At 68.6% G+C, this 19,404-nt stretch carries 19 protein-coding genes; 10 read left to right on the top strand and 9 right to left on the bottom strand.

The window, feature by feature from the left end; translation table 11 throughout:
* Positions 1-60: 60 nt before the first annotated feature.
* From urtA to urtE, 5 genes are read left to right on the top strand one after another with little or no spacing between them, the layout of a single operon-like run.
* The gene (gene urtA, locus AWB94_RS08845) at positions 61-1,338 is read left to right on the top strand and encodes an urea ABC transporter substrate-binding protein (protein WP_062659280.1); all 1,278 of its coding nucleotides are present in this window, start codon (positions 61-63) and stop codon (positions 1,336-1,338) included.
* 17 nt (positions 1,339-1,355) lie between these two features.
* Entirely contained in the window at positions 1,356-2,240 is an 885-nt protein-coding gene (gene urtB, locus AWB94_RS08840) for an urea ABC transporter permease subunit UrtB (RefSeq protein WP_062659281.1), read from the top strand.
* On the top strand, positions 2,237-3,340 hold the full coding sequence (gene urtC / locus AWB94_RS08835) for an urea ABC transporter permease subunit UrtC (protein WP_062659282.1): 1,104 nt from the start codon (positions 2,237-2,239) through the stop codon (positions 3,338-3,340). Before urtB ends, urtC begins: the two co-directional genes overlap by 4 nt.
* Positions 3,337-4,140 carry an urea ABC transporter ATP-binding protein UrtD gene (urtD, locus tag AWB94_RS08830; RefSeq protein WP_062659283.1) on the top strand — a complete coding sequence of 268 codons (804 nt, stop codon included), beginning with the start codon at positions 3,337-3,339 and terminating at the stop codon, positions 4,138-4,140. Before urtC ends, urtD begins: the two co-directional genes overlap by 4 nt.
* Positions 4,140-4,832 carry an urea ABC transporter ATP-binding subunit UrtE gene (gene urtE / locus AWB94_RS08825; protein ID WP_062659284.1) on the top strand — a complete coding sequence of 231 codons (693 nt, stop codon included), beginning with the start codon at positions 4,140-4,142 and terminating at the stop codon, positions 4,830-4,832. The genes urtD and urtE overlap by 1 nt, the downstream gene beginning before the upstream one ends.
* A 39-nt stretch (positions 4,833-4,871) precedes the next feature.
* On the opposite strand, the gene dtd is transcribed toward urtE, so the two are convergent.
* Complete coding sequence (dtd, locus tag AWB94_RS08820; protein WP_062659285.1) at positions 4,872-5,303, bottom strand: D-aminoacyl-tRNA deacylase; 432 nt, start codon at positions 5,301-5,303, stop codon at positions 4,872-4,874.
* A gap of 23 nt (positions 5,304-5,326) precedes the next feature.
* Between dtd and AWB94_RS35730 the strand changes: the two genes are divergently transcribed.
* Positions 5,327-5,857, top strand: a complete 531-nt coding sequence (locus AWB94_RS35730; protein ID WP_234811667.1) for a hypothetical protein — start codon at positions 5,327-5,329, stop codon at positions 5,855-5,857.
* On the opposite strand, the gene hisS is transcribed toward AWB94_RS35730, so the two are convergent.
* Positions 5,854-7,113: a histidine--tRNA ligase gene (gene hisS / locus AWB94_RS08810; protein ID WP_165605389.1), complete on the bottom strand. Its 1,260-nt coding sequence runs from the start codon at positions 7,111-7,113 to the stop codon at positions 5,854-5,856. The two genes, AWB94_RS35730 and hisS, sit on opposite strands and share 4 nt — an antisense overlap.
* Before the next feature lie 9 nt (positions 7,114-7,122).
* Positions 7,123-7,788, bottom strand: coding sequence for an MBL fold metallo-hydrolase (locus AWB94_RS08805; protein WP_062659287.1), 666 nt, complete (start codon positions 7,786-7,788; stop codon positions 7,123-7,125).
* Positions 7,789-7,899: 111 nt separating this feature from the next.
* Between AWB94_RS08805 and AWB94_RS08800 the strand changes: the two genes are divergently transcribed.
* The 3 genes from AWB94_RS08800 (at position 7,900) to AWB94_RS08790 (ending at position 10,675) form a co-directional block, all read left to right on the top strand.
* Positions 7,900-8,775: a peptidylprolyl isomerase gene (locus AWB94_RS08800; RefSeq protein WP_062659288.1), complete on the top strand. Its 876-nt coding sequence runs from the start codon at positions 7,900-7,902 to the stop codon at positions 8,773-8,775.
* 4 nt (positions 8,776-8,779) lie between these two features.
* Entirely contained in the window at positions 8,780-9,772 is a 993-nt protein-coding gene (locus AWB94_RS08795) for a peptidylprolyl isomerase (RefSeq protein ID WP_062659289.1), read from the top strand.
* 162 nt (positions 9,773-9,934) lie between these two features.
* Complete coding sequence (locus tag AWB94_RS08790) at positions 9,935-10,675, top strand: HAD-IIA family hydrolase (RefSeq protein WP_062659366.1); 741 nt, start codon at positions 9,935-9,937, stop codon at positions 10,673-10,675.
* On the opposite strand, the gene AWB94_RS08785 is transcribed toward AWB94_RS08790, so the two are convergent.
* A complete protein-coding gene (locus AWB94_RS08785; RefSeq protein ID WP_062659290.1) occupies positions 10,672-10,956 on the bottom strand; it encodes a DUF4333 domain-containing protein in 285 nt (94 codons plus the stop codon). The genes AWB94_RS08790 and AWB94_RS08785 overlap by 4 nt on opposite strands.
* A 116-nt stretch (positions 10,957-11,072) precedes the next feature.
* On the opposite strand from AWB94_RS08785, the gene AWB94_RS08780 reads away from it, so the two are divergent.
* Positions 11,073-12,275, top strand: coding sequence for an MFS transporter (locus AWB94_RS08780; RefSeq protein WP_062659291.1), 1,203 nt, complete (start codon positions 11,073-11,075; stop codon positions 12,273-12,275).
* 33 nt (positions 12,276-12,308) lie between these two features.
* Here AWB94_RS08780 and AWB94_RS08775 read toward each other — a convergent pair whose 3' ends face one another.
* The 5 genes from AWB94_RS08775 to secD form a co-directional block, all read right to left on the bottom strand.
* Positions 12,309-14,648 carry a RelA/SpoT family protein gene (locus tag AWB94_RS08775; protein ID WP_062659367.1) on the bottom strand — a complete coding sequence of 780 codons (2,340 nt, stop codon included), beginning with the start codon at positions 14,646-14,648 and terminating at the stop codon, positions 12,309-12,311.
* 38 nt (positions 14,649-14,686) lie between these two features.
* Entirely contained in the window at positions 14,687-15,211 is a 525-nt protein-coding gene (locus tag AWB94_RS08770; protein WP_036403635.1) for an adenine phosphoribosyltransferase, read from the bottom strand.
* A gap of 13 nt (positions 15,212-15,224) precedes the next feature.
* Positions 15,225-16,871: an ABC transporter substrate-binding protein gene (locus AWB94_RS08765; RefSeq protein ID WP_062659292.1), complete on the bottom strand. Its 1,647-nt coding sequence runs from the start codon at positions 16,869-16,871 to the stop codon at positions 15,225-15,227.
* Positions 16,871-18,124 carry a protein translocase subunit SecF gene (gene secF / locus AWB94_RS08760; protein ID WP_062659293.1) on the bottom strand — a complete coding sequence of 418 codons (1,254 nt, stop codon included), beginning with the start codon at positions 18,122-18,124 and terminating at the stop codon, positions 16,871-16,873. Before secF ends, AWB94_RS08765 begins: the two co-directional genes overlap by 1 nt.
* Before the next feature lie 3 nt (positions 18,125-18,127).
* The coding region (gene secD / locus AWB94_RS08755; RefSeq protein WP_109790506.1) for a protein translocase subunit SecD at positions 18,128-19,404 on the bottom strand (1,277 nt) is incomplete at its 5' end.

The following is a 19,404-nucleotide window of genomic DNA, read 5'->3' as shown; positions in this document are numbered from 1 at the left end:
CGTGTGACCGATTTCTCCCCGATTCCCTCGCACCACGCGAAATCGACGGAAAGGCAATAGATGCGACTTCGACGCCCCGCCCTCGCCAGAGGCGCCAACAGGTCGGTCCTGGCCGCCGGAAGTGTGGTCGCCGCGGCCGCTCTGGTGTTGGCCGGATGTGGCAGCAAGGCCAGCGAGAGCGACAGCACCACGGCGGCCGCGTCCTGTGTGGACACCGCCGGCTCGACCATCAAGGTCGGCTCGCTGAACTCGCTGTCGGGCACCATGGCGATCTCCGAGGTGACGGTGCGCGACGCCATCAAGTTGGCCGTCGACGAGATCAACGCCAAGGGCGGGGTGCTCGGTAAACAGATCCAGATCGTCGGTGAGGACGGCGCATCGGATCCGGCGGTCTTCGCCCAGAAGGCCGAGAAGCTGATCAAGGACGACTGCGTCGCCGCGGTGTTCGGCGGGTGGACGTCCTCCAGCCGCAAGGCCATGCTCCCGGTTTTCGAGAGCAATGACTCACTGCTCTACTACCCCGTGCAATACGAGGGTCTGGAGTCCAGCAAGAACATCTTCTACACCGGCGCCACCACCAACCAGCAGATCGTCCCGGCCCTGGACTACCTGAAGGAGAAGGGCGTGAAGTCCCTCTACCTGGTGGGCAGTGACTACGTCTTCCCGCAGACCGCCAACCGCATCATCAAGGCCTACGCCGGCGCCAACGGGATCGAGATCAAGGGTGAGGACTACACCCCGCTGGGCTCCACCGATTTCTCCACCATCGTCAACAAGGTGCGCGCATCCAACGCGGGAGCGGTGTTCAACACCCTCAACGGCGACTCCAACGTGGCGTTCTTCAAGGAGTACACCAACGCCGGGTTGACCCCGCAGAAGATGCCGGTGGTGTCGGTGTCCATCGCCGAGGAAGAGGTCACCGGGATCGGTGCACAGAACATCGCCGGCCAGCTCACCGCCTGGAACTACTACCAGACGGTGGACAACCCGGTGAACAAGGCGTTCGTCGCCGCCTACAAGAAGGCCTACGGCGCGAACAAGCCGACCTCGGATCCGATGGAGGCCGCCTACGTCTCGGTGTACCTGTGGAAGAACACCGCGGAGAAGGCAAAAGCCTTCGACACCAAGGCCATCCAGGACAATGCCGGCGGAGTCACCTTCGACGCCCCGGAGGGCCTTGTCACCATCGACGGCGAGAACCACCACATCACCAAGACCGCCCGCATCGGCGAGATCCATCCCGACGGGCTGATCTACACGATCTGGGAGTCCAAGGGCCCGATCACCCCGGATCCCTACCTGAAGTCCTACCCGTGGGCCGCCGGCCTGTCGGGCTGACGGCGGGGAACTGACACGTGGATGTCCTGATCGGACAGCTGGCAACGGGATTGAGCCTCGGCTCGATCCTGTTGCTGGCCGCACTGGGCCTGTCGCTGACCTTCGGTCAGATGGGCGTGATCAACATGGCGCACGGCGAGTTCATCATGGCCGGCTGCTACACCGCCTACCTGGTGCAGCAGCTGATCGCCAACGCCGGTGCCTCTCTGCTCATCTCACTGGTGGTCGGCTTCGGTGTCGGCGGCCTGCTCGGCGTGCTGTTGGAGATGACGCTGATCCAGCGGATGTACCACCGCCCGCTGGACACCCTGCTGGTCACCTTCGGCGTCGGCCTGATCCTGCAGCAGGTGGCCCGCGACATCTTCGGCGCGCCTGCGGTCAACGTCACCGCGCCGGCCTGGCTGTCCGGCGGCGTCGAGATCCTCGGCGCCGTCGTCCCGAAGACCCGCATCTTCATCCTGGTCCTGGCCGTGCTGTGTGTGACGGTGCTGGCCGTCGTGCTCAAGGCCAGCCCGATGGGTCGCCGGATCAGGGCCGTCGTGCAGAACCGGGACCTCGCCGAGACCAGCGGGATCTCTTCGCGCAGAACAGATATCACCACGTTCTTCATCGGCTCCGGGCTGGCCGGGGTGGCCGGGGTGGCGCTCACGCTGATCGGGTCGACCAGCCCCACCACCGGTCAGAGTTATCTGATCGACGCGTTCCTGGTGGTCGTCGTCGGTGGTCTCGGCCAGATCAAGGGCACCGTGATCGCCGCGTTCGGCCTCGGTCTGCTCAATTCCTTCATCGAGTACAGCACCACGGCCTCGCTGGCGAAGGTGATCGTGTTCGTGATCATCGTGGTCTTCCTGCAGGCGCGGCCACAGGGCCTGTTCACCGTGCGGACAAGGAGTCTCGTATGAGAAGTCTGCTCGGACGCTGGCAGACCTGGGCCGGTTTCGCGGTGGCCGCGGTCCTGCTGTTCGGCGTCGCGCCTGCGGTGCTGTCCAGTTTCCGGCTGGGCCTGCTGGGCCAGTACCTCTGTTATGCCATCGTCGCGGCGGGTATCGGATTGGCTTGGGGCCGCGGCGGAATGCTGACGCTCGGTCAGGGCGTGTTCTTCGGACTCGGCGCCTACATGATGGGCATGCACCTCAAGATCGCCGACGCCGAGATCCGCAAGCAGGCCGTACCGGACTTCATGCAGATCGCCGGTATCCCGAAACTGCCTGCCTACTGGCAGCCGTTCGCCTCCCCCGCCTTCACCATCCTGGCCATCGTCGTCGTCCCGACGGCGGTCGCCACCCTGCTCGGGCTCGGCGTGTTCAAGCGCCGGGTCAAGGGCGCCTACTTCGCCATCCTGTCCCAGGCCTTGGCCGCGGCGCTGGCGATCCTGCTCGTCGGGCAGGCGACGCTGGGCGGCAGTAACGGGCTCAACGGTTTCCGGACGTTCTTCGGCTTCCGGTTGTCCGACCCGGTCAACCGGCAGATGCTGTATTTCATCGCGGCAGGGGTCCTGCTGGTGGTGGTGGCCGTGGTGCGCCAACTGATGCAGAGCCGGTACGGCGAGCTGCTGGTGGCCGTCCGCGACGGCGAGGAGCGGGTGCGGTTCCTGGGTTATGACCCGGCCAACATCAAGGTGGTGGCCTACACGACGGCCGCGCTGTTCGCCAGCATCGCCGGCGCCCTGTTCGCGCCGATCATCGGATTCATCACCCCGGCGCAGGTCGGCATCGTGCCGTCCATCGCCTTCCTGATCGGCGTCGCGATCGGCGGCCGCACCACCCTGCTGGGTCCGGTGCTCGGCGCCATCGGCGTGGCATGGGCGCAAACCGCCTTCTCCGAACAGTTCCCGTCGGCCTGGACCTACGCCCAGGGCCTGCTGTTCATCGTGGTCGTCGGGTTCTTCCCGGCCGGCCTGGCCGGGCTCGGGGTGCTGCTCAAACGGCGGCGCACCCAACCGGATCCCCAGGCCGCGCCGGACCCGGATCCAGAACCCGAGAAGGTGGGTAGCACCTCATGACCGAGACCGGGACCGCGCAGCCGGTGGCCGGCGGCAACGTCGGAATGGGCACGCAATATCTCGAAGTGCGGGGCCTGACCGTCGATTTCGACGGCTTCAAGGCCGTCAGCGATGTCGACCTGACCTTGTTCCAGGGCGATCTGCGATTCCTGATCGGCCCCAACGGGGCCGGTAAGACGACGGTGATCGACGCCATCACCGGGCTGGTCGCGGCCACCGGGTCGGTCAGCAAGTCCGGCAAGGAACTGCTGGGCCGCAAGGTGCACCAGATCGCGCGCCAGGGTGTGGGCCGTACCTTCCAGACCGCCACCGTCTTCGAACAGCTGACCGTGCTGCAGAACCTGGACATCGCGGCCGGTGCCGGTCGCTCGCCGTGGACGTTGTTGCGGCGGCGTTCGGGCGTGCTGCCCTCGATCGAGGAGGCGCTGGAGACGACGGGTCTGACGGCGCTGGCCGACAAGCCCGCCGGGGTGCTGGCGCACGGCCAGAAGCAGTGGTTGGAGATCGGCATGCTGCTGGTGCAGAACGCCGACGTGCTGCTGCTCGACGAGCCGGTGGCGGGCATGAGCCACGAGGAGCGGGAAGAAACCGGAAACCTGTTGCGGCGCATCGGCAGTGAACGCACCGTGGTGGTCGTCGAGCACGACATGGACTTCATGCGGGCCTTCGCGACCTCGGTGACGGTACTGGCCCGCGGCCAGGTGATCGCCGAGGGTTCGGTGGCCGAGGTGCAGGCCAACCCGAAGGTCCAGGAGGTCTATCTCGGCACCGCGGCGGCCGGAAACTCCGAGGAGGTCTGATGCTCCAACTGGTCGATGTGCGCAGCGGGTACGGCCGCTCCGAGGTGATCCACGGCGTCAGCCTCGAGGTCCCGTCCGACGGCGTGGCCGCGGTCATGGGGCACAACGGCGCCGGCAAGACCACCCTGTTGCGGGCGGCGGTGGGTTTGCTGAAATGCACGGCGGGCAAGGTGCTGTTCGACGGCGCCGACATCACCAAACTGCGGCCCAGCGCCCGGGTGGCGCGGGGGCTGGCCTACGTGCCGCAGGGGCAGCAGTCCTTCGGGCAGCTGACCACGGCGGAGAACCTGCAAGTCGTCGCCGACGGCCGCAAGAACGCCAAGGCGCTCATCGACGAGCAACTGGACCTGTTCCCCGCGCTCAAGGAGCTGCTGACCCGGCGGGCCGGGCTGCTCTCCGGCGGGCAGCGCCAGCAACTGGCCATCGCCCGCGCGCTGATCACCGGCCCGAAATGCCTGATCCTCGACGAGCCGACCGAAGGTATCCAGCCGTCGGTGGTCGCCGAGATCGAGGCCGCCATCACCGCCCTGACCAACCGGGGTGACCTCGGCGTGCTGCTGGTCGAGCAGCACATCGGCTTCGCGCTGGAATCCGCCCAGCAGTACTACATCCTGGAATCCGGGCGGGTCACCTCGTCGGGCGCCGGCGGATCGGCCTCGGAGGCACAGGTCCGCGAAGCGCTAGCTATTTGACGGCACCGCCGTCGTCGCCATCTGAGGGCACCGGCCTGTTCACAACTCCAGCAGCACCGTCACCGGTCCGTCGTTGACCAGTTCCACCGCCATGTCGGCGCCGAATACGCCGGTATCGACCGTCGCGCCGAGGTCACGCAGCGCACCGGCGAAGGTGTCGATCAGCGGTTCGGCGATCGGCCGGGGCGCCGCGGCGTTCCACGACGGCCTGCGCCCCTTCACCGTGTTCGCGTACAAGGTGAACTGACTGACCACCAGGATCGGTGCGCCGACGTCGGCGGCGGCTTTCTCGTCGTCGAGAATCCGCAGCCGCCATAGCTTTTCGGCCATCTTCACCGCGACGGCGGAATCGTCGGTGTGGGTGATGCCGACCAGCGCCAGCAGGCCCTGCCGCTGCGGCTCGATCCGCCCGACCGTCTCGCCGTCGACCAGCACCCGCGCCGAGGTCACCCGTTGCACCAGAACTCGCATACGCCCGACCCTAGAGTGTGGTGATGACCGAACCGCCGCAGCCACAGGTGCTGGCCGAACACGGTGGGCTGGTGATCGCCGAACGAGGCCCCGAGGTTCTGGTGATCGACCGCGGTAGCGGCGCGACGGAGATCGCGACCTTCGTCGTGGCGATACTGACCCTGGTGTGCGTCGGCTTCGGCATGGTGGCGTTGTTCACCCCCGAGCTGCCCATCGGCGTGGGCATCGGCTTTCTGGGGGTCGGCCTGGCCTTCGGGACCGAGGTGGTGTTCCTGGTCAGGTCGATCCGGCGGCGCCGCGGCGCACCGCTGAACACCTTCACCCCCGTGGCGGTGTTCGACCGAGCGCTCGGCACCTACCGGGGCGGGGCCGGCGGACCGATCGTGCCGCTGGACCAGGTGCGGGTCGAACGCCGGATGCGGGCCACCTCGAGCTCGGCGATGCTGGTCGCGGTCACCCCGTCGGGAACGCGGATCCTCAAGCGCGGCAACCCGTTCGGCGGCGGTATCGGCAACCTGGACCAGGTGCTCACCGCGGCGATGACCAGGCGTTAACCGAGCCGGGACAGCACCTCGGACACCACGTCCGCGGCCGGGACATCGGTCTGCTCGCCGTTGGACAGGTCCTTGACGCCGATCGTCGCTGCCTCGATGTCGCGGTCACCGGCCACCAGCGCCAGGCGCGCGCCGGAGCGGTCGGCACCCTTCATCGCACCCTTGAGGCTGCGGTCCCCGTAGGCCAGGTCGACACGGGCACCCGCGGCCCGCAGGGCCGCGGCGATCTTGGCCAGTTCGAGCTTGGCCGTCTCCCCCAGTGGCACCCCGTACACATCGACGCGACCGGCCGCACCGACCGTCTTGCCTTCGGCCCGCAGCGCCAGCAGGGTGCGGTCCACCCCGAGACCGAAGCCGATACCGGACAGGTCCTGGCCGCCGAGTTGGCGCATCAGCCCGTCGTAACGCCCGCCGCCGCCGATCCCGGATTGGGCACCCAGCCCGTCGTGCACGAACTCGAACGTCGTCTTGGTGTAGTAGTCCAGGCCGCGCACCATCCGGGGATTGACCACATACGGCACACCGAGCGCATCCAGGTGTGCCAGCACCGTCTCGAAGTGGGCCTTGGCCACATCGGAGAGGTGGTCGAGCATCAGCGGCGCATCGGCGGTCATCTCCCGCACGGCGGGGCGTTTGTCGTCGAGTACGCGCAGCGGGTTGATCTGGGCGCGGCGCCGGGTCTCTTCGTCGAGGTCGAGTTTGAACAGGAACTCCTGCAACAACTCCCGGTACTGCGGCCGGCAGGTGTCGTCGCCCAGCGAGGTGATCTCCAACCGGAAACCGTCCAGCCCCAGCGAGCGGAACCCGGCATCGGCGACGGCGATCACCTCGGCGTCCAGCGCCGGGTCGTCGACGCCGATGGCCTCGACACCGACCTGCTGCAGCTGGCGGTACCGGCCGGCCTGCGGACGCTCGTAGCGGAAGAACGGCCCGGCGTAGCACAGCTTCACCGGCAGCTGACCGCGGTCCAGACCATGTTCGATGACCGCCCGCATGACACCGGCGGTGCCTTCCGGGCGCAGCGTGACCGACCGTTCACCGCGGTCGGCGAAGGTGTACATCTCCTTGCTCACCACGTCGGTGGATTCCCCGACGCCGCGGGCGAACAAGGAGGTGTCCTCGAAGATCGGCAGCTCGATATCGCCGTAGCCGGCCCGCCGGGCGGCGCCGAGCAAGCCGTCGCGCACCGCGACGAACTGCGCGGAGTCCGGCGGGAGGTAGTCGGGCACCCCTTTGGGTGCTTTGAATTCAGACACGGCGTTCACTCACAGGGTCAGACCTTCGAGAAAGGGGTTGGTGCGGCGCTCGATGCCGATCGTGGACTTCGGGCCGTGCCCAGGTAGTACCACGGTGTCGTCGTCGAGCACCAACAATTTGTTGACGATGGACGTCAGCAGCGCCCGGCCGCTGCCGCCCAGCAGGTCGCTGCGGCCGATCGCGCCCTTGAACAGGGTGTCCCCCGTGAAGGCACTGCGGCCGATCCGGAACACCACCGAACCGGGCGTGTGCCCGGGCGTGTGGTCGACGGTGACGGGGATACCGCCGAGGTCGAGCAGATCACCGTCACCGGTGAGCTCGACCACCTGCTTCGGCTCGGTGAAGAACGCGCCCACCAGCCGCTTGCCGATCCCCATCACGAGTCCCGAACCGAGATCCATGATCGGATCGGTCAGCATCGCGCGGTCCTCGGGATGGATGAACACCGGGCAGCCGTAGGTGTCGGCCACCTTCTGCGCCGACCACATGTGATCGATGTGGCCGTGGGTGAGCAGCACCGCCGCCGGGGTGAGCCGGTGCCGGTCCAGGATCCGCTGCAACGGCCCCGAGGCCCGCTGCCCCGGGTCGACGATGACCGCGTCGGCACCGTCGTGCGGCGCGACGACGTAGCAATTGCACGCCAGCACGCCGGCCGGGAATCCGGTGATCAACACCGCGCCATTTTCCCATGCGCGCTCGGGCGACCGCGGGTCGCGGCACACGCATCCAGTAACGCCTGGCACACTCGGTGCCGAGTATGACCCTGACGTAGGAGGACAGCGGCGGTGCCGACCAACAAGCAGCGACGGGAAACGGCCAAGCGCAAGCTCGACCGACAGCTGGAGCGCCGGGCCGCGCAGGCCCGCCGGCGGCGGCTCTTCACCATCATCGCCTCGGTGGTCGGCGTGATCGTGGTTGCCGGCGCCGCGGTGTTCACCGTCATCTACACGAACAAGGATTCCGGCAGCGCGACGGCGTCGGCCTCGCCCAGCTCGTCCACCTCCGCGGCAGCGCAGCCGGCCGCCGACGGCAAGCTGCCCGCCTTCGCCGCACCCGCCGACCTCGGCGCCAACTGCCAGTACCCGGCGACCACCGAAGCCGCCAGCAAGAAGGTCAACCCGCCGCGGACCGGCAAGGTGCCGACGGATCCGCCGCAGATCAGCGTCAGCATGGCGACCAACCAGGGCAATATCGGCCTGCAGCTGGACAACGCCAAGGCCCCCTGCACGGTGAACAGCTTCGCCAGCCTGGCCCAGCAGGGTTACTTCAACGACACGCAGTGCCACCGGCTGACCACCGGCGGCCTCGCGGTGCTGCAGTGCGGCGACCCGACCGGGACGGGCACCGGCGGCCCGGGCTACCAGTTCGCCAACGAGTACCCGACCAACCAGTACCAGCCCGACAACCCGGCGCTGCAACAGCCGGTGCTCTACCCGCGCGGCACCCTGGCCATGGCCAACGCCGGGCCCGGTACCAACGGCAGCCAGTTCTTCCTCGTCTACCAGGACTCGCAGCTGCCGCCGAACTACACCGTGTTCGGCACCATCGACAAGACGGGCCTGGAGACGCTGGACAAGATCGCCGAGGCCGGGGTCGCGGGCGGAGGCCAGGACGGCAAGCCCGCACAAGAGGTCACGGTGAAGTCGATCCAGCTGGACTGAGTCGGTGACGGTTCCCCCGCCGTACGGCCCACCGCCGGTTGGCTATCCGCCGCCCGGGTATCCCCCACCGCCCGGCCGGCCCACCAACGCGCTGGCGATCGCCTCGCTGGTCTGTGCGTTCCTGATCGCCCCGCTGGGCGTCGTGTTCGGCCACCTCTCGCTGTGGCAGATCAAGCGCACCGGCGAGGAGGGGCGCGGGATGGCGATCGCCGGCCTGATCATCGGCTACGTGGTGACGGTGCTGGGCACCCTGGCGCTGGTGGTCGGCATCGTGCTGACCCGGCTGGTACTGGAGGACTTCCGCAACGGGCTGGACCGCTACGAATCGGACCCCGGACGCACCGCCGCGCCGGCGGCCGGCACCCCGCTACCCTCGTTCAAGCCGCCGGTCAATCTGGGCGCCAACTGCCAGTACCTGCCGACCACCGAGAAGGCCGCCCGGCCGGTGGCCCCGCCGCGGATGGGCAAGGTGCCGACCGTTCCCGCGACGGTCGCCGGCGTCATCGCCACCGATCGCGGCGCCATTCCGGTCGAACTCGACAACGCCAAGGCGCCGTGCACGGTCAACAACTTCGCCAGCCTGGCCGCGCAGGGATTCTTCAACGGGACGCCGTGCCACCGGCTGACCACCGGTGGCGAACTCGGCGTGCTGCAGTGCGGTGACCCGACCGGGACGGGCAAAGGAGGGCCCGGCTACCAGTTCCCCAACGAGTACCCGACCAACCAGTACCGGCTGACCGATCCGGCCACCAAGACTCCGGTGATCTATCCGCGCGGCACGCTGGCGATGGCCAATTCCGGGCCCGGCACCAACGGCAGCCAGTTCTTCCTGGTGTACCGGGACTCGCAGCTGCCACCCACCTACACCGCGTTCGGCACCATCGACGAGACGGGACTGACGGTGCTCGATCAGATCGCCGCGGGCGGCGTCACCGGTGGCGGCGACGACGGCAAGCCGGCCGACCCGGTGAACATCTCGACAGTGCGGGTGCGGTAGCGCGACGGCGACTAGGCTGGAGTCAGCGGGTGCATGCCGTGCGGCGTGACACTCGAAAACCCAACCAGGAGAGCATATTTCATGCGGACCCCAACCGCCATCGGCGGCACCGTCGACTCGTCGGCGCGGCCGCGTCTGCCCGCGCAGTGCTGGCTGACCGATATGGACGGCGTCCTGGTACGCGAGGAGCACGCCCTTCCCGGCGCCGCCGAGTTCCTGGCCCGGCTCACCGAGAAGGACCGGCCGTTCCTGGTGCTGACCAACAACTCGATCTTCACCCCGCGGGATCTGGCCGCCCGGCTCAGCCGGTCCGGCCTGAGCGTGCCGGAGGAAGCCATCTGGACCTCGGCCCTGGCCACCGCGGCGTTCCTGGACGACCAGCTGTCCGGCGGTTCGGCATACGTCATCGGCGAGGCCGGCCTCACCACCGCGCTCCACGAGATCGGCTACACCCTGACCGACACCGAACCCGATTTCGTCGTGCTCGGTGAGACCCGGACGTACTCGTTCGAGGCAATCACCAAGGCCGTCCGCCTCATCGGGGACGGCGCCCGGTTCATCGCCACCAATCCGGACGTGACCGGCCCGTCCGCGCAGGGGCCGCTGCCGGCCACCGGTTCGGTCGCCGCCATGATCACCAAGGCCACCGGACGTGAACCGTACTTCGTCGGCAAACCCAACCCGATGATGTTCCGCAGCGCGCTCAACCGCATCGCGGCGCACTCGGAGACGACGGTCATGGTCGGTGACCGGATGGACACCGATGTGGTCGCCGGCATCGAAGCCGGCCTGGACACCATCCTGGTGCTCACCGGCTCCACCACCGAGGCGGATATCACCAGCTATCCGTTCCGGCCGGGCCGGGTGCTGCCGTCCATCGCCGAGGCGATCGAACTGATCTAGTTGCGCTTGGACTGGATGTAGAACTCGACGTCGTCGCCGTTGACCTTGGTGATCTTCATATGCGCCGTGTAGTCACCGTCGGGCCCGGTGAAATGACAGTCGAACTCCGTCCCGACCTCGGCCTTGACACCCGACGGACAGATCACGTCGGTGGGCTTGAACCCGGTCTTGGACACCACCTTGACCACCTGCTCGGCGGCGCCCTCGGGTTTGATGGTGGAGCCGCAACCGCCCAGCAGGACGGTCAGGGCGGCGGCGACGGCTACCAGGGCTGCGCGCATCGTCGCAGTATCGCAGCCGGTGAGACCCGTGTCACCCACAGCGTTGAGATGATCACGGCCGAGCCGGGCGTTGCCAGGAGAACTTGTGTCGAGACCACACCCGGTGAGGAGACAACGTGACGGCTGACGTGGCCGCCCCCGTCGAGGTTCAGCGGGGTGCCTACACCCTGCTGCTGGTGCTGAGCGGCGTCGCCCTGGGTGTCTCCGGAGTGCCCGCCCCGCTGTACGGGATGTACGAAGAGGTCTGGCACCTCACCCCGCTGGCCACCACGATCATCTTCGCCGTCTACGCGCTGGCCGCTCTCGGCGCCGTGCTGGTATCCGGCCGCATCTCCGACGCGATCGGCCGCAAGCCGGTACTGCTGGGCGCGCTGGTCGCCATGATCGTCGGGCTCGGTGTGTTCCTGATCGCCGACAGCATGGTCATGCTGCTGCTGGCCCGCGTCATCCACGGCGCGGCCGTCGGATCCATCGTGGTCGCCGGTGCCGCGGCGCTGCTGGATCTGCGGCCGCACCACCGGGTGCGCTCCGGCCAGCTGTCCGGCGTCGCGTTCAACATCGGCATGACGGTCGCCATCGTCGGCACCGCGATCCTGGCCCAGTACGCCCCGCACCCCATGCGCACGCCGTACGCGGTGGTGGCGGCCATCGTCGCCGTGGTGGGCATCGGCGTGATCGCGCTGCGCGAACCGCACCTGGCCCGCACCCGCGGCCCCATCCGGATCGCCCGGCCCGCCGTGCCCGCCCACATCCGCGGCGACTTCTGGTTCGCCGCCCTGGGTGCGGCCGCCTCCTGGTCGGTGCTCGGCGTGCTGCTCTCGCTGTATCCCTCGCTGGCCGCCCAGCACACCCACGTACACAATCTGGTGTTCGGCGGCATCGTGGTGGGCACCACGGCGTTCGCGGCCGCGCTGGCCCAGCTGTGGTCCACCCGGGTGCCCGCGCACCGGGCCGCCATCTACGGCGATATCGGGATGGCGTTGGCACTGTTGGTCACCATCCCGGTGCTGGCCACCCACAATCAATGGCTGGTGTTCGCCGCCGCCGCGCTGCTGGGCGCCACCTTCGGACTCGGGTTCGGCGGCTCCCTGCGCCACCTGTCCGACGTGGTGCCCGCCGACCGCCGCGGCGAGACGATGTCGGCGTTCTATCTGCTGGCCTACACCGCCATGGCGGTGCCCACCATCATCGCCGGCTGGGCCGCCACCCAGTGGGGGCTGCACGCGGTCTTCCCGTGGTTCGCCGGTGCGGTGGCCCTGGCCTGCCTGGGTGCCGCCGGGGTCGGCGCGTGGAGCACGCGTCACGCCGCTCAGGCTTGATTGCGGCTCACGCCGCCCAGGCTTGATTGCGGCTCACGCCGCGGACGTCACCCGGTAGACGTCGTACACACCCTCGACATTGCGCACCACGTTCAGCACATGACCGAGGTGCTTGGGGTCGCCCATCTCGAAGGTGAACCGGCTGATCGCCACCCGGTCGTTGGACGTCGTCACCGACGCCGACAGGATGTTCACCTTTTCGTCGGCGAGCACCCGGGTGACATCGGAGAGCAGCCGGTGCCGGTCGAGCGCCTCCACCTGGATGGCCACCAGGAACACCGACGACGGTGACGGCGCCCAGTGCACCTCGATGATGCGCTCGGACTGCTGCTGCAGGGACGCCGCGTTGGTGCAGTCGGTGCGGTGCACGCTCACTCCGCCGCCGCGGGTGACGAACCCGAGGATGCTGTCGCCGGGCACCGGCGTGCAGCACTTGGCGAGTTTGGTCAGCACCCCGACCGCGCCGGGCACCGAGACGCCGACATCGTCGGAGGTGCGCTGCCGCACCGGCATGGTGGCCGGCGTGGACCGCTCGGCGATCTCGTCCTCGGCCTCGTCGTCGCCGCCGAGTTGGGCCACCAGGCGCTGCACCACATGCCGCGCCGAGGTGTGCCCCTCGCCGACGGCGGTGTACAGCGCCGACACGTCGGCGTAGTGCAGCTCGCGCGCCAGCGCGGCCATCGACTCGGCATTGAGCAAGCGCTGCAACGGGAGTCCGCCGCGGCGCACCTCGCGGGCAATGGCGTCCTTGCCGGCCTCCAGCGCCTCCTCCCGGCGCTCCTTGGCGAACCACTGCCGGATCTTGGCCTTGGCACGCGGGGACACCACGAACGTCTGCCAGTCCCGGGACGGGCCCGCCGTGGTGGCCTTGGAGGTGAAAACCTCGACCTGGTCCCCGTTTTCGAGCTTGCGTTCCAGCGCCACCAGCCGGCCGTTGACCCGAGCCCCGATGCACCGGTGCCCGACCTCGGTGTGCACCGCGTAGGCGAAGTCCACCGGGGTGGACCCGGTGGGCAGCGTGACGACGTCCCCCTTGGGGGTGAACACGAAGATCTCCTGGACGGCCAGGTCGTAGCGCAGCGACTCCAGGAACTCCCCGGGGTCCGCGGCTTCCCGCTGCCAGTCCAGGAGTTGGCGCATCCAGGCCATCTCGTCGATCTCGGCGGCGGTGTGCCCGGCCGGTAAACCGTTGCGGCCCTTGGCCTCCTTGTACCGCCAGTGTGCCGCGATACCGAACTCCGCGGTGTCGTGCATCTCGTTGGTGCGGATCTGCACCTCCAGCGGCTTGCCCTCCGGGCCGACCACCGTGGTGTGCAGCGACTGGTACACGCCGTAGCGCGGCTGGGCGATGTAATCCTTGAACCGGCCTGCCATCGGCTGCCACAGTGAGTGCACCACCCCGACGGCGGCGTAGCAGTCGCGCATGTCGTCACACAGGATCCGCACACCCACCAGGTCGTGGATATCGTCGAAGTCGCGGCCCTTGACGATCATCTTCTGATAGATCGACCAGTAGTGCTTGGGCCGACCCTCGACCTTCGCGCTGATCTTCATCGCACTCAGCGCCGCGCCGATCTCGGCCCGCACCTTGGCCAGATAGGTGTCCCGCGACGGCGCCCGGTCGGCCACCAGTCGGACGATCTCCTCGTAGCGCTTGGGGTGCAGGATCGCGAAGGACAGATCCTCCAGTTCCCATTTCACCGTGGCCATGCCCAGTCGATGGGCAAGGGGGGCAATGACTTCCAGCGTCTCGCGGGCCTTGCGCGCCTGCTTCTCCGGCGGCAGGAAGCGCATGGTGCGCATGTTGTGCAGCCGGTCGGCGACCTTGATCACCAGCACCCGCGGATCACGGGCCATCGCGATGATCATCTTGCGGATGGTCTCGCCCTCGGCCGCGGTGCCCAGCGCCACCTTGTCCAGCTTGGTCACCCCGTCGACGAGATGACCGACCTCGCTGCCGAAGTCGGCGGTCAACGCCTCCAGCGAGTAGCCGGTGTCCTCCACGGTGTCGTGCAACAACGCGGCCACCAGCGTGGTGGTGTCCATACCGAGTTCGGCCAGGATGTTGGCCACGGCCAGCGGATGGGTGATGTACGGGTCGCCGGACTTTCGCATCTGGGTGGCGTGCCGCTGCTCGGCCACTTCGTAGGCGCGCTGCAGGATCGCCAGATCGGCCTTCGGATGGAACTCCCGGTGGACCGCCACCAGCGGTTCCAGCACCGGGTTCACCAAGCTGCGCTGCGCGGTCATCCGGCGGGCCAGCCGGGCCCGCACCCGGCGCGAGGCACTGATCTTGGAGGTGTCCAGCGCCGCGGTGTCCCCCGGCTGTGGCGGGACCGCGACGGTCTGCCCCGTGACGGGTTCGTCGGGCATGATCACCTCCTGGAGTTAAAGGATAGCCCTGACGCCGTTCACACCGTGGTCAGGCTGGTGACCCTCAACGGCTGTACCGCGCAACGTCCGTCGAGCCCCGAGAGTTCCAGCACCACCGCGGCCCCGGTGACGTGCGCCCCACTGCGTTCCAGCAGCCGAGCCGCCGCGGCCAGCGTCCCGCCGGTCGCCAGCACGTCGTCGATCACCAGCACGCGCCGGCCGGTCATGTCGATACCGTCGGCCGGGATCTCCAGGGTGGCCGAGCCGTACTCCAGGTCGTAGCGCTCGGCGTGCACCGGCGGCGGCAGCTTCCCACCCTTGCGCACCGCCAGCACGCCGGTGCCGAGCTTGAGCGCCACCGCGGCACCGAGCAGGAATCCGCGGGCGTCGATACCGGCGATCAGGTCGGCGCCGTCGGCCGCCTCGGCCAGCGCGTCGGTGACAACGGCCAGCCCGCGGGCATCGGCGAGCACCGGGGTGAGGTCCTTGAACTGGATGCCGGGCTGCGGGAAGTCGGCGACGTTGCGGGTCAGTTCGGCGATCACGGCCGCGGCGTCAGACATGGCTCACCCTGTTTCATCCTCCTAGGACCCAGCGGTCCATGTTCCAGCCGGCGCCCCATCGGGTCGGATTGGACTGCACCGCCGACACCCGCTTCGACGTGAGCAGCGTGCGCTGTTGACGGTACAGCGGCAGAGTCGGGATATCGCCCCACAGGATCGGCCCGGCCTCGCCGAGCAGCCTGCTCAACTCCTTGGGATCGGCGGTCACCGCCAGCGCGTCGATGATCCCGTCGATACGCCCGTTGGCGTACCCGGACAGATTGTTGCCGTTGCCGAACCGCAGATCGTAGGCGTCCAACGCCGACGATCCGGTGGATCCGCTACCGACGGCGCCGCCGGTACTGCCGATCAGCACGTCGACGTTGTTGTCCCGCAAGCTCTGCGGGCCCACGGAATCACCGGATGCGTCGGTGACGGTGATCCCGGCCGCCGCGCAGGACTGCGCGATCGAGCCGACCGTCGCGGCCAGGCGGGCGTTGGGGCTCTGGTAGCCGATCCGCACCGTGAGCGGCTGGTTGTTCAGCGCAGCCCGGGCGGCGTCGGCGTTCGCCACCGCGAATTGACCTGCCTCCCCTACGCTTTCGGCCGCGGACAGCGCGTCGTCTGCGGCGGGGCTGAGCCGGGCGTTGGCGATCTGCACGCCGGCATTACGGGCGATGGTGTCGCGTGGTGTGCACAGCGCCAGCGCCCGCCGGGCCGACGGGGCGGCCATCGGCCCCTGCGCCGAGAAGATCAACTGCTCGATCCCGCCCGACGCGCTGTCGGCGCGGGTGTATCCGGCGGGCAGGTTCAGCGTTCCCGACGACCCGGCGGCGATGTCGACGATGTCGAACTCCCCGCGGTTGACGCGGTCCTGGATGTCGGCGCCCCTGGGCCATACCGTCACCCGCTGCGCGAGCGGCTTGGCACCCCACCACTTGTCGTTGGCGGTGAGCACCACCGCGCCGTCCTTGGTCACCGACTCGATCCGGTACGGACCGGACGACGGGAAGCGCTTACGGTCGATATCGGGCCCGAGGTTCCACAGCGTGTTCCAGGTCTGCGCGATCCGGTCTATCACCGGGGCGTCCCCCGTTTGCAGGGCGGTGGTCACCGCCCCGTCGCCGAGGCCGAGCTCATCGGCGATCACATGCGAGGGCATCAGCGACGTGGCACCGAACAGCTGACCGTAATCGAGGACGCCGCGGTCCGGCGCGAACGTCACCCGCGCCTTCTTCTGGCCGGGCGCGCAGTCCACCGTGGCGACGTCGCGGTAACCGGCGGTGCTGGCGGCGTCGAAGCCGGGATTGCGCCCGGACTGTGCGGCCCAGGCCAGCACCATGTCATCGCAGGTGATCGGTTTGCCGTCGGAGTACACCGCGTTGGCGTTGATCTCGTAGTCCAGCACCAGCGGCGCCCGGCCCACCACCGCGACGCTGCCGTAGTCGCGGTCGCCGATGACCTGCCCGTCGGGCCCGCGGTAGGTGAAACCGGTGAGCACCCGCGCGAAGGCCTGCGGTCCTCCCGACGCGGCGCCGGCCACCGTGTTGGTGTTATAGGTGATCAGCGTGCCGTCGACGGCGTAGTCGATGACGTGGTCGGACCCGCTCGAGCATGCGGAAGCCACCAGCGTCAGCGCGGCCAGCGCCGCACCGGTCCGGGTGATCGCCCGCCCGCGCACTAGCGACGCCGCTTGCCCGATGGTCGGTTCGGCCGGGCCGGACGTGCCCCGGGAACGGGCTTGTCCGGTGCCGGGGTGGTCACGGTGGCCGTGTCGTCGGCGTCCTCGACGGTGCTGACGGAATCCTCGACGACACCCTTGGCCGGCGCACCACCGGCCGCCGCGGCGCGCCGGCGCAGTACACGCCTGGTGTGCGTCCGCACCAGATCGGTGCGCTCCCGCATCGTCACCAGCAGTGGGGTGGCGAAGTAGATCGAGGAGTAGGTACCGACGATGATGCCGACCAGCTGCACCAGCGCCAGGTCTTTGAGCGTACCGACGCCGAGCAGCCAGACCGCCACCACGATGAGGGCGAGGATCGGCAGCAGCGAGATGAGGCTGGTGTTGATCGACCGCATGAAGGTCTGGTTCACCGCAAGGTTGGCCTGCTCGGCGAACGTGCGCCGGGTGGTGTGCTCGAACCCGTGGGTGTTCTCCTCCACCTTGTCGAACACGATGACGGTGTCGTAGAGCGAGAAACCCAGGATGGTGAGCAGACCGATGACGGTGGCCGGGGAGACCTCGAAACCGACCAGCGCGTACACACCCGCGGTGACGATGATGTCGAAGAACATGGCCGCCAGCGCCGAGATGGCCATGTACCGCTCGTAGCGCACGGTGATGTAGATGGCGACGATCACCAGGAACACCACCAGCGCGATCACCGCCTTCTTGGTGATCTGGCCGCCCCAAGTCGACGACACGGCCGAATCACTGATGGCCTGCTTGCTGGGCTTGCCGTCGGAGCCCTTGGGCTCGAACGCGTCGAACAGCGCCACCCGCAGCTTCTCGGTGTCGGCATTGCTCAGCGTCTCGGTGCGGATCTGCACGGTCGCCGACGCGCCGTTGCCGACCAGCACCACCGATTCCGGGGCGTGGCCCAGCGCCTTGCCGTACACCGTTTCGACCTGCTCTGCGGTTGCCTGCCCCTTGGCGCCGTCGACGGGCATGGACACTTTGGTGCCGCCCTCGAAGTCGATGCCGAAGGTGAAGCCGCGCAGCAGGATCGCGCCGAGTGCGACCGCGACGATGAGGCCGCTGATGATGAACCACATCTTGCGCTTGCCGATGACCTCGAAGGCGCCGGTGCCGGTGTAGAGCCGGACGAAGAAGCTGTGCTGCGGCAGGTTCGACGATTCGGCCGCGTCCAAGGCCGGTGCCTCGACGGCGCCGGTTTCGACGTCGCTGCTGTCAGTGCTGTTCTTGGCCGCCATCTGTCATCCCCGTCCCGTGGTGTGCGCGACACGCCGCTCGCGAGCGATCTGCTGGACCGCCCCGAGGCCGTTGAACGCCGGCTTGGACAGCGTCGCGGATTTGGTCGACAGGTACACCAACGGCCAGGTGACCAGGAAGACCACCAGCACATCGAGGATGGTCGTGAGGCCGAGGGTGAAGGCAAAGCCCTTGACCTGACCGACGGCCAGCACGTAGAGCACCGCCGCGGCCAGGAACGTCACCGCGTTACCCGACAGGATGGTCTTGCGGGCGCGGGCCCAGCCGCGGGGCACCGCCGACCGGTAGGACCGGCCCTCACGGATCTCGTCCTTGATGCGTTCGAAGAACACCACGAAAGAGTCGGCGGTGGTACCGATACCGATGATCAGACCGGCGATACCGGCCAGATCCAGGGTGTAGTTGATATATCTGCCCAGCAACACCAGCAGCGCGAACACCATGGCCCCGGACGCCACCAAGGACAGCGCCGTCAACAGCCCCAGCACGCGGTAGTACAGCAGTGCGTAGGCCAACACCAGCGCCAGACCGATCGCACCGGCGATCAGGCCGGCCCGCAATGAGGTCAATCCGAGTGTGGCCGAGACGGTTTCGGCTTCCGACGATTCGAACGACAGCGGCAGCGAACCGTATTTGAGCACGTTGGCCAGCTCACGCGCCGAATCCTGGGTGAACCGCCCGGTGATCTGTGTGCGCCCGCCGGGAATCGCCTCCTGGATCTCCGGCGCGCTGACCACCTGCGAGTCGAGCGTGAACGCGGTCTGGGTGCCGACATTGGCGGCGGTGAAGTCCGCCCAGATCTTGGCGCCCTCACTCTTGAACTGCACGTCGACCACGTAGTCACCGCGCTGTTGGTCCAGACCCGAACTGGCGCTCTCGATCTGCTCACCGCTCATGATCGACTTGTCCAGCAGATAGACCGTGGAGTGGTCGGTGGAGCAGGTCACCAGGGGCAGGTTGGGGTCGTCGTTGCCGGCCAGCACGTCCTCGTCGTTGCAGCGGGTGGCCTGGAACTGCAGGGCCAGCAGCTGGATGCTCTGATCGGTGCTCTGCCGCAGCTGCTTCTCATCCGAAATGCGCTGGGCCAGGTCGGCTTTGGCGTCCGGCGTGCCCGGCGGCGCGGGTGCCGGTGCCGGCGCGCCGGGAGCGGGTGCCGGTGCGCCCGGAGCAGGTGCGGGCGCGCCGGGTGCGGGGGTGCCGGGCGCCGGCGGTGGCGTCGGAGCGGGCTCCTGCGGGTACGGCCGGGGCTGCGCCGGCGGGG

Origin of the sequence: Mycolicibacterium canariasense (assembly GCF_002101555.1) — a bacterium.
Taxonomy (GTDB): domain Bacteria; phylum Actinomycetota; class Actinomycetes; order Mycobacteriales; family Mycobacteriaceae; genus Mycobacterium; species Mycobacterium canariasense.
This window is presented reverse-complemented; position numbering and strand designations above follow the sequence as displayed.

What these genes read in the sequence shown, in the direction of transcription:
- secF (WP_062659293.1), bottom strand. Translation starts at nt 18,124, where the DNA reads ATGGCGGCCAAGAACAGCACTGACAGCAGCGACGTCGAAACCGGCGCC.
- AWB94_RS08785 (WP_062659290.1), bottom strand. Translation starts at nt 10,956, where the DNA reads ATGCGCGCAGCCCTGGTAGCCGTCGCCGCCGCCCTGACCGTCCTGCTG.
- AWB94_RS08790 (WP_062659366.1), top strand. Translation starts at nt 9,935, where the DNA reads ATGGACGGCGTCCTGGTACGCGAGGAGCACGCCCTTCCCGGCGCCGCC.
- urtA (WP_062659280.1), top strand. Translation starts at nt 61, where the DNA reads ATGCGACTTCGACGCCCCGCCCTCGCCAGAGGCGCCAACAGGTCGGTC.
- urtE (WP_062659284.1), top strand. Translation starts at nt 4,140, where the DNA reads ATGCTCCAACTGGTCGATGTGCGCAGCGGGTACGGCCGCTCCGAGGTG.
- AWB94_RS08770 (WP_036403635.1), bottom strand. Translation starts at nt 15,211, where the DNA reads ATGTCTGACGCCGCGGCCGTGATCGCCGAACTGACCCGCAACGTCGCC.
- AWB94_RS35730 (WP_234811667.1), top strand. Translation starts at nt 5,327, where the DNA reads ATGACCGAACCGCCGCAGCCACAGGTGCTGGCCGAACACGGTGGGCTG.
- AWB94_RS08775 (WP_062659367.1), bottom strand. Translation starts at nt 14,648, where the DNA reads ATGCCCGACGAACCCGTCACGGGGCAGACCGTCGCGGTCCCGCCACAG.
- urtD (WP_062659283.1), top strand. Translation starts at nt 3,337, where the DNA reads ATGACCGAGACCGGGACCGCGCAGCCGGTGGCCGGCGGCAACGTCGGA.
- dtd (WP_062659285.1), bottom strand. Translation starts at nt 5,303, where the DNA reads ATGCGAGTTCTGGTGCAACGGGTGACCTCGGCGCGGGTGCTGGTCGAC.
- urtC (WP_062659282.1), top strand. Translation starts at nt 2,237, where the DNA reads ATGAGAAGTCTGCTCGGACGCTGGCAGACCTGGGCCGGTTTCGCGGTG.